Origin of the sequence: Microcystis sp. M49636_WE2, from assembly GCF_030065375.1 — a bacterium.
Classification (GTDB): domain Bacteria; phylum Cyanobacteriota; class Cyanobacteriia; order Cyanobacteriales; family Microcystaceae; genus Microcystis; species Microcystis aeruginosa_C.
Map to the genome: position 1 here is coordinate 1 of NZ_JASJFG010000059.1, position 2064 is coordinate 2064.

Genomic DNA, 2064 nt, shown 5'->3' on the forward strand with positions numbered 1-2064 from the left:
ATCTTAAAGTTTATCAAAAAATTGAAGATGTCAAAGCTCAAAGAAAAAGTATCTTTATCAGTTGCATTACTTATTTTGAAATTAAGAGGGGATTGTTGGCAGTTGCTGCACCTAAACAAAGAGAAAGATTTAACAAACTTTCTCAGGATTATCAAATTATTTTATTAGATGATTTAGCTATTTTATAAAAAGCAGCCGAAATTCATGCTCATCTTAGATTAAGAGGATTACCCATACAAACAGAAGATATTTTAATTGCTGCTACTGCTATAGTTAAAAGTTTAATTGTTGTTTATAATAGCAGTGATTTATTGAGGGTTGAAGGATTAAGTTTAGAGAATTGGGTAGAGTTATAAATTAAACCCAATCTTTAAGTCATCCGACATATTTTAATAGCTTGAGTCAGTAAAGACGTGCGTTACACTACGTTAACGCACCCTACAAAATTGGCTATGCACTAATGATACTATGAACGAGAATTGGCGGGACGGTGATTTTTCCTGTGTCACTATCAAAATTAGGAGAAAGTGGCCTAATATATATATGAGGGTACTTATCTCCTATTAAGAACCGTAAACAATGCAATGAAAACTTTAAATCAGAATCCCTGGCAAGTAGAGGGAGGAGAAACCCTACCCCTACTTTACGAAATTGATCAACATCTCTGGTTAGAGGAAATAATAAAACTCCTCAAGGAAAATCGCTTAGATGAATTAGATGCAATCCATTTAATTGAGGAATTAGAAAGCTTGAGTAAAAGAGATAAAAACCGAGTCAGTAGCTTACTTGAACAAGTGATCAGGCATTTATTACTTTTACAATATTGGACAACAGAAGCAGAAATAAATCGGAATCATTGGCGAGCGGAAATTATCAGTTTTCGCACGCAATTAAGAAAATGTTTAACGACGAATTTACAGAATTATTTGGCTGAGGAATTACCGATAATCTATCAGGATGCTTTCGATTATGTTCAACAAAAAACTGGTTTTTCTGGCGATTTTCCCTCAGAATGTCCTTACAGTTTAGAGCAATTATTAGATAAAAATTGGTTTCACTGTGAAGATTAGACATTAAACATGATAAAATAATCAAAGAAAACCGTTCTAAAACGATGGGTTTTTTAAGCGAAATTTGCGATAATAAGATGCGATTAAATTATCCACTGGCCATCAATGCAGATTTTTAGTTCTTTTGTCTCATCTACGGCCACTTTTGCCGAATTATCCCTACAAGCGGCCAAGGCCCCTGTTGATACCCTCACCGGTTGGTCATTAGAGGATCGCGATCCGCAAGTGATCGAAAAATTTGTCCCCCTTCTGGATTGGTTTTATCACCATTATTTTCGCGTTAAAACCGATGGTTGGGAAAATATTCCCCCCTCAGGACAGGTATTATTCATCGGCTCCCATAACGGCGGTTTAGCAGCTCCCGATATGTTTATGATGATGTATGATTGGTTTCAGCGCTTTGGCAGCGATCGCTTAATCTATGGTTTGATGGATTCGCGAGTCTGGCGAGTTTTTCCACCCCAAGCTAGTCTAGCGGCCCAAATGGGGGCCATTCATGCACATCCGAAAATGGCGATCGCCGCTTTGAATAGTGGTGCTAGTGTACTAATTTATCCCGGAGGTGCTACGGATGTTTTCCGTCCCCACAGTTTAAGAAATAAAATTCATTTTGCCGGTAATCTAGCTTTTGTTAAACTAGCTTTACAGTACGAAGTGCCGATTATTCCCGCCATTTCCCACGGCGCTCACTCGACCCTGTTTGTCCTCGAAGATATTTATCCTCAATTAAAAGAATTGCATAAACAGGGTATGCCTTGGCCTTTCGGTATTGACCCAGGGACCTGTCCCATCTATTTCGGTTTACCCTGGGGACTAGCTATCGGTCCCTTGCCGAATATTCCCTTACCTGTGCCGATACAGACGCGGGTTTGTCCCCCAATTATTTTTGAACGTTACGGCAAAAAAGCGGCCCGGGACCGCCGTTATGTACGCGAATGTTATGAGAAAGTCTGTTATTTGATGCAGCAACAACTCGATCAATTAGTGGCAGCCA

At 39.0% G+C, this 2064-nt stretch carries 2 protein-coding genes and 1 pseudogene; all 3 read left to right on the plus strand.

Features of this window, described 5'->3' with window-relative positions; all coding sequences use genetic code 11:
• A pseudogene (locus tag PX484_RS01385) lies at nt 1–356 on the plus strand (PIN domain-containing protein); the annotation flags it as partial.
• Between the two features lie 228 nt (nt 357–584).
• Nucleotides 585–1070, plus strand: a complete 486-nt coding sequence (locus PX484_RS01390) for a DUF29 domain-containing protein (protein WP_287766365.1) — start codon at nt 585–587, stop codon at nt 1068–1070.
• Nucleotides 1071–1175: 105 nt separating this feature from the next.
• Nucleotides 1176–2064: lysophospholipid acyltransferase family protein (locus tag PX484_RS01395; protein ID WP_288102697.1), on the plus strand; the 889-nt coding region annotated here is incomplete at its 3' end.